This window comes from uncultured Paraglaciecola sp., from assembly GCF_937123705.1.
Classification (GTDB): domain Bacteria; phylum Pseudomonadota; class Gammaproteobacteria; order Enterobacterales; family Alteromonadaceae; genus Paraglaciecola.
Window position 1 is genome coordinate 1 of the sequence record NZ_CAKZKO010000068.1, and the last position, 6,288, is coordinate 6,288.

Sequence of the window (6,288 nt, forward strand, 5' to 3'; positions counted from 1 at the left end):
ACACTAGCAGCCCTGGCAGGCGCGGCACCAGCCGTTACCGCAGGGCAATTATGGCTCGCCTATGAAACAGGCGGGTATATGTATTCAGATAATCTATCTGACTTTCTTCGCATCGAAGTACAAGCACGCTGCCGATTCCGTCAGTTCTGCGACCTACCAGAGCAAAAAGGATCGAACGCACAAGGCAAGGGTGAGCAGTTTGCCTGGAACATCTACGGCGATCTGCCAGATGCCGCCAATGAAGGTGAATTGGCAGAAACTGACAAGATGCCTACTACGCGTCTTGAAGGCTCACAAGGTACGTGTGTCGTTACCGAGTTTGGTACGGCTGTCCCGTATAGTGGCAAGCTCGATGATCTCTCTGCGCATCCTGTGCGTGACATCATCAAGAAGTCGCTGGAACGTCACTGTGCACGAGCGCTCGATGGTCGAGCGCATAAGCAGTGGGCTAAAACACCACTAAAAGTTGTTCCAGCCGCAGCCGGTGCATCAGCTACTGATGTAACGATCACTGAGAATGGTACAGCGGCATCTGCCAATGATGCGTCAATGACTGCATCGCACGTATCCGAAATCGTTCTTCAGATGACAGAGCGTGATATTCCGACTCACAAGCACGGCGATTACTATTGTATCGCACGGCCTACCACATACCGCGTTCTCAAGAAAGATTTAGAGAACAAGCAACAGTACACCGAGACAGGCTTCGGTCGTATCGTTGATGGTGAGAAGGGTCGCTATGACGGTGTGCGGTTTGTTGATCAGACCAACATCGAAACAGCAGCTTGGGCTAACGGTAAGTCTAACGATGCTTATTTCTTTGGTGACGATGTGGCGGCAGAGTGCTGTGTTATCCCCGAGGAGATTCGCGGCAAAATCCCTGATGATTATGGTCGGGGTAAGGGTGTTGCCTGGTACTACTTGGGCAACTTTGCATTAACACGCACCAAAGCGGAAGACACTCGTGTCATCCACTGGGCGACAGCGTAAGGAGTATTGATATGTCAGACGCAAAAGAAAGCGATTGGAACGACGTCGGGCGTTCGTCCGGTTCAGCCGGTATGACAAAAGGCGCATCTGTTAGCTCTGGAATCTCAGAGCATTCACAGATCAAAGCGGGTAATGCCGATATGGGGCAGGCGCATGGCCAAGGTCAACGACCAAAGCCATTGCCTATGTCAAAGTCAGCCAACCACCATGGGAAGTCATTCACTTACAAGTGATCTGATTGACCTACGGAGGTGATTCGAGCGAGCCGAATTAGTGAAACCGGCTCGCTCCTTTTAACTGGAGAACTGTATGACGACAGAAACAGATAATTACGATGGGAACAATCCCCATACGCGCGCGACAAGTCGAGACACATCTGCATCGGGCTCGATTAAGACCGGCATTGTGGGTCGAGAAGACATGTACGTGCATAAAGGCAGCAATTACGTAGGTCGCGAGGAAATTCCTTCCGATGCGCGAAATGCTGAATTTTACAAAGAGGTCGGCCTTTATGGTTATTGATCAAAAGGCTGTTAGAAAACAGCTAATGATAGAGGGCTTTGGCCTGATGTCACCACCCAAAGGCGCTGCGATGTACGTCAGGGGTGACGAGCATCGAAACGCTGATGGTATTGTGTGCGATGCACCTAAAGTCGAGGGGCCAAGCACTGCTGAGATTGTCGGGGCGAAGGTCGCCGATCATATCAATGCAATGCCGTTGCCCGACCAAATGCGTCTATTGATGGGTGATGCCATAAATCACGACACCATGAAAGAGGTGATGGGTGATGCCAGCGCAGGTGATGTGCTGAAAAGCTATGACGACAAGGCCATTGCGGCGTACCTGAAGTCCCAGGATGTAGAGGTGAAAAATGGTGCAAAAACACCTGCATTGCTGCAATTGGTTGAAGCTCTTCACGCATGAACTATCTTGAACTCTGCCAGCGGGTTGCACGTCGAGCCGGTGTATCGGGAAGCCATACGGCCAAGCCTGATACCGTGGTTAATCAAACAGGCCGAATGGCGTTGGTTTGTGAGTACGTGGCAGAGGCATCAAGAGAGGTTGAAACCGAGTGGGATGATTTTACGTTTATGCGCCGTGAGATTGATTTTCAGGTAGCGGCTAACTTGCAATCTACTGATCCAGCAATTATTCACTCAGATATAGAGCGAATTAACCTCACTACATTGACAGTCAGGGACGATCAATCACGCAGCCCGTTAACGCCTGTTCCGTGGACCGAGTACCGCACACAGCGCGTGATAAGCATAGATACCAGTGACATGCTGCCTACTGCGTTCGCGATTGACAACGCAGGCATTATCCATTTTATACCAGTATCGTCCCGTGACTTTGTGTTGCGAGCAGAGGTGGTGTTGAAGCCCAAAGAATTAGCGAGCGATACAGATGTTCCACACGTTCCATCTGACTATGCATGGTGCATCATTCACAAGGCTCGCATGATGTACTACGAAGAGGATGAAGCTTGGCAGCTCTACGAGGCAGCAGGGCGTCGATATCGCGAATGGATGGATCGGCTAGAGGATAAGTTCCTGCCAGAGAATAGCCATGGTCGAACGCAGACCGCTGAGACTTCTATGGTCATGAGTTGTCTATGACCGACCAACTCAAAGCCATACCGTTTAGCACCGGCTTGAATGAGGTTGTATCGGACCTTAATGCCAAAGCCAGCGATATACGCCGATCATTGAATTATTCACGCCAGGCCGAAGGTGGTTATGAGTGGATAGGTGGTCTGGCTAAGTGGTCGGGCAGGGATATTACGCGCGATTTATCCAGCATCACCGCCATAGAGGTGTCGCTGGTCTCTACGAATCTTGGTCTACTAAGTGCTGAACAGTTGTCGAGTGTTGAATTCCAGTATCTAAGCTTTGTTGTTCGTCAAAATTCAGTGATCCACTTTGTTCAAAAAAACAGATCAACTGACATGTTCCAAAAGCTCACGTATCTGGATACAGGGTTTCAGCTGCTAGACGACAACCCCGTGCTGACCGACGCCGAGATAGAGCAAGGCCAGGACGGCATATTCGGTGAGCCACGCGTACTCAACATACAGCCAACGGGTGACGGCGACATAAAGCTCCTGCACGAAAACGCAGGGTTCTTGTATGCCGTTCGAGATAGTGGCTCTGATTCAATTGTTCAGCGCTCACTACCTAACAGTGGATGGCGAACGATAGGCACCATTCCAGGTGCTGCGAGCGATTCAGCGCGGTGGGAGGCTTACGCATACACCTTCGCAGGACAGCCGCCCACGCTGTTTATCGTCAACGGAGTAACCGAGGCTTGGAGTGCTGAATATGTGGCTGCAGGTGATCCGCCGTTAGCGGTAATTGATGATGGCGTGACGCAATATCCGACGCACGTCATAGTGCATCAAAACCATTTGTTTCTATCATTTTCTGGTGGTCGCATACTGCATTCAAATCTGGGTGATCCGAACAATTTTACGGCGCTGGGCGGCGCTGCAGAGTTGTCAGCGGGCGATGAGATAACAGGATTTCAAATACTGCCAGGCGACTCGCTTGGCATCTTTTGCGAGGATCGCATTCGTATACTACAAGGCACGTCTGCAGCTGATTGGGGGCTACAGGATTATTCAGACGAGGCGGGCGCTATCGCCGGTACCATTCAGAACATGCCGACCTCGATATTCGCTGACAAGCGCGGCATTACAACGCTGGCATCTTCTGACGCATACGGTAGCTTTAAAGACAAAACACTGACCCAGCAGACTGATCCGACATTCCAATCAATTCGACGTAATGCGATTTTGTTCTCAAGCGTGAATCGCGCTAAATCACAGTACCGGCTAATCAACCAAGATGGCAGGGGCTTGTATCTTACGTTTAACGGTAGCTCTCTAGTCGGTATCATGGAAATCGATCTGGGCCTGCCAATCACAGCCATGGGCACCTTGCGCGGATCTAACGATCAGGTATATGTCGCATCAGGTGGCTGGGTATACCAGATGGATTACCCGTCTGCCTTGTACGATCACGAGGTGGAAGCGTTCATTGAGCTTGTCGATCACCATTACGGCAACCCACGACAAAAGAAACGATTCTCTCAAGTGAATTTAGATATTGTGGGTGATCCTCGAACTGTGTTGACGGTGGCTAATTTGATTGATGGCGGTCAAGACTTTTATGAGGATAACGTACCAGTCGATTTCAACAATCTATCGAGATCCGGCGAGCGCTATCGTGAAGACTTGCTATCGCGGTACTCGCAGCGTTTCGAGGGCACTGCCTACCTGTGTGGTTCTGGCGTCTCTCAATCTATCCGAATAACGAACAAATCCAAACACGCGCACAGCATTAAATCAGCTGTTGTGCACTATCGATCAAGAGGACAAAAACGATGATGCCATCCATGAATGATCGTAGTGGGCTGATCACAGAGGGCCACGCACAATCAAGCAGGGTGCCGCGACAGCCACAACAACAATCCATGCCGCAGACGCAGATCCAAGCCAATGCAGCGCCATCCGCGCAACTGGCAGGCCATCAAACCAGTATCGGCTCTGACTCGCTGGTCGAGAATCGACTGACCGGCTTGCTCAATAGCGACAACCCGTACATGCAGCAAGCAGAGACACGCGGATTGCAACAAGCTAATGCGCGCGGCCTGATCTCATCATCACTAGCGGTCGGTGCTGTTGAGGGTGCACGCATCAATGCAGCGCTTCCAATCGCACAGCAAGACGCATCGTTGTACGGTCAGAGCAATCTGCAGGATTCAGCCTATACGCAGCAAGGCAATCTGAATACGCAGACCTACCAGAACACATCGAATCTGAATAATCAGCAAGGCCAAATCAATTCACAACTAGCATCCCATCAGGGTCAGATCAATAGTCAGTTGAACGAGCAGAGCGCAGCTACCCAGTTTCAGAATCAATCCAGCTTGCAGGCTCAATCATCTATCCAGTCTATGCAGAACCAATTAGCTGTGACGATTGGCAATATACAGACAGACCCAAACATGAGTCCACAGCAGCGCGACGACGCTATTCAAACACAGCTAAGTATCCACAATGCCGCTGTCGCTGCGACTACGCGAGCAGGCCAGTTGGCTACCAGTAGCTTTATCTATATGGATCGTAGTACGCAGCCAAATGTAGGCGCACCAGAAGCTACAGCGGTTGCAGGACAGCCGCGTCCAGGCGATCCGCGCTACGACCCGACACGACCAGCGCACCGACAAGATAGAAACATCTACGATGAGCGTGACTGATGGTTAGAAAGGCTAAATATTCAGACGCACACGCTATCAAGGGATTGGTACGCAAGGCATGGGCATTAACACCTTACGGTCATCTGCCAATATCCGATGTAAAGCTATCCAGAACAGTGCATGAATATCTAACGCATCAGCGATCACGAATATGGGTATCAGAGATTGATGGTGAGGTTAAGGGCATGTTGGCGGGCTCTGTTGGTCAGCTCGAAGTCTCTGAGTGCTTGGGCGCAACGGACAGTATTTTTTACTGTCGAACTGGTGAAGGTCCAGAGTTGATACAGCGCTATGTTAAGTGGGCGAAAAATCAAGGCGCTGAGGTGGTCGGCATGTGTGTGTCGTCTGGTAACAAGTACGCGGATAAATTAATCAGTTCATCAGGCTTTAAACGGGCTGGTGGGAATTTCTATTGGAGTGATGATGAGTAATCCAGTCAAGAAGCTGAAGAAGAATTTCAAGAAGATTGTCAAAGCGGTGATTATCGCAGCTGTGGTGTTTGCAGCCTTCCCTGTTATTGCTGGAGCCTTGGGCGCTGGTGCCGGAGCGGCGGCGGGCACAGGCAGTCTCGCAGCGGCGGCGGGCAGTACAGCGGCCATAGGGGGCGCAGGTGCGGGTGCGGGATTGGGGGCAGCTACTGCAGGCGGGGGATTGATAAGCTCGATGGGCTCCGGCCTTGCATCGGTAGGCGGTGCCATCAAAGGTGCAAGCCCGCTGGTCAAAATGGGGCTAATCCAAGCCGGTGGCCAGATGCTAGCAGGTGCTATGACACCAGAACCGCAGACAGCAGCGGAACAACACGCTGATATGTTGGCCGTGCAGCACAGCCAGCCATCCCAGGCACGAAGCTTTAGCGCGCAGCCTACCAATGGGTATATATCGCCACAGGTCGGCGTACAGAGCCAACCACAATCACAATCACAATCTCAGGCACCGCGTGCTGTTGCTCGTGTCAATCCTGCAACTGGACTATTCGAGCGAGCATGATGAATCAAACCGGTGGCGGATTGATCACCAATTCACGAACACAGCAACCT

The 6,288-nt window shown here is 51.3% G+C and carries 9 protein-coding genes; all 9 read left to right on the forward strand.

Going from position 1 to position 6,288, the window contains the following annotated elements:
• The coding region (locus Q0688_RS10690) for a hypothetical protein (protein WP_299075871.1) at positions 1-990 on the forward strand (990 nt) is incomplete at its 5' end.
• An 11-nt stretch (positions 991-1,001) separates the two neighbouring features.
• On the forward strand, positions 1,002-1,223 hold the full coding sequence (locus Q0688_RS10695) for a hypothetical protein (protein ID WP_299075874.1): 222 nt from the start codon (positions 1,002-1,004) through the stop codon (positions 1,221-1,223).
• A 76-nt stretch (positions 1,224-1,299) separates the two neighbouring features.
• A complete protein-coding gene (locus Q0688_RS10700) occupies positions 1,300-1,512 on the forward strand; it encodes a hypothetical protein (protein ID WP_299075877.1) in 213 nt (70 codons plus the stop codon).
• Positions 1,472-1,915 carry a hypothetical protein gene (locus Q0688_RS10705; protein WP_299075880.1) on the forward strand — a complete coding sequence of 148 codons (444 nt, stop codon included), beginning with the start codon at positions 1,472-1,474 and terminating at the stop codon, positions 1,913-1,915. The genes Q0688_RS10700 and Q0688_RS10705 overlap by 41 nt, the downstream gene beginning before the upstream one ends.
• Positions 1,912-2,610, forward strand: a complete 699-nt coding sequence (locus Q0688_RS10710; protein ID WP_299075883.1) for a hypothetical protein — start codon at positions 1,912-1,914, stop codon at positions 2,608-2,610. Before Q0688_RS10705 ends, Q0688_RS10710 begins: the two co-directional genes overlap by 4 nt.
• Positions 2,601-4,379, forward strand: coding sequence for a hypothetical protein (locus tag Q0688_RS10715; protein ID WP_299075886.1), 1,779 nt, complete (start codon positions 2,601-2,603; stop codon positions 4,377-4,379). The genes Q0688_RS10710 and Q0688_RS10715 overlap by 10 nt, the downstream gene beginning before the upstream one ends.
• An 8-nt stretch (positions 4,380-4,387) precedes the next feature.
• On the forward strand, positions 4,388-5,251 hold the full coding sequence (locus Q0688_RS10720; protein ID WP_299075889.1) for a hypothetical protein: 864 nt from the start codon (positions 4,388-4,390) through the stop codon (positions 5,249-5,251).
• Positions 5,251-5,682 (forward strand): GNAT family N-acetyltransferase, encoded by a 432-nt coding sequence (locus tag Q0688_RS10725; protein ID WP_299075892.1) that lies wholly within the window; start codon positions 5,251-5,253, stop codon positions 5,680-5,682. The genes Q0688_RS10720 and Q0688_RS10725 overlap by 1 nt, the downstream gene beginning before the upstream one ends.
• Entirely contained in the window at positions 5,675-6,238 is a 564-nt protein-coding gene (locus tag Q0688_RS10730; protein ID WP_299075895.1) for a hypothetical protein, read from the forward strand. The genes Q0688_RS10725 and Q0688_RS10730 overlap by 8 nt, the downstream gene beginning before the upstream one ends.
• Positions 6,239-6,288: the final 50 nt, after the last annotated feature.